The following is a 567-nucleotide window of genomic DNA, read 5'->3' as shown; positions in this document are numbered from 1 at the left end:
TTAGAAATCCGTTGGAATGATTCTGATATCGTTATGACGTTTTGACGTTTCTGCACGCAAGGCATGCAACTGTTCGTTAAAATCATTATAAGCCGCGGCTGCACAATCGGGCTCTTTAAGGATATTCTTGTACAATTCATATTTTGCACGCGCCTTAATCAAATCAAACGCGTGCACAAACCATGGATGTTCTTGATCCGCATTCTCTAATTCTTCCAAGCGCATTGGAGAGAGAATAAGTTGAACCTGATAGGATTGATCCGGTGTGGGATAAAGATGCAATTTCCTATCAAAGTAACTGTAACAAACAGGTCTTCCTTGCTGTGCTGAAGAAAGCGAAGCTTCTAACGCAAAAGGACTTCTCTGTTCTAAGGCAACCTTGTGATATTGATCTGAAGAAAGATAAACGCTTTTGATTTTGACTGCCGTTTCAAGGTGGGGGGTATCACTTGCATCATAAAGAGCTTTTCCCGCTTGTGTATTAAACACAACATCACGGCTTTCGTTAAAGTAAAAACTTTCCCGCTCGCAAAAACGAATAGCAGCAAAAATACTCTCTTGGATTTG

General features: G+C 40.7%; 1 protein-coding gene. It reads right to left on the bottom strand.

Annotated elements, in window-relative coordinates; all coding sequences use genetic code 11:
- Nucleotides 1–567, bottom strand: a 567-nt coding sequence (locus tag K3248_RS09350) for a phage adaptor protein (RefSeq protein ID WP_220716983.1), incomplete at its 5' end; no start/stop codon positions are given.

Origin of the sequence: Bartonella raoultii (assembly GCF_019659805.1) — a bacterium.
GTDB classification, from domain to species: domain Bacteria; phylum Pseudomonadota; class Alphaproteobacteria; order Rhizobiales; family Rhizobiaceae; genus Bartonella; species Bartonella raoultii.
The sequence above is the reverse complement of the archived record's forward strand: the minus strand, read 5'-3'. Positions and strand labels throughout refer to the sequence as shown.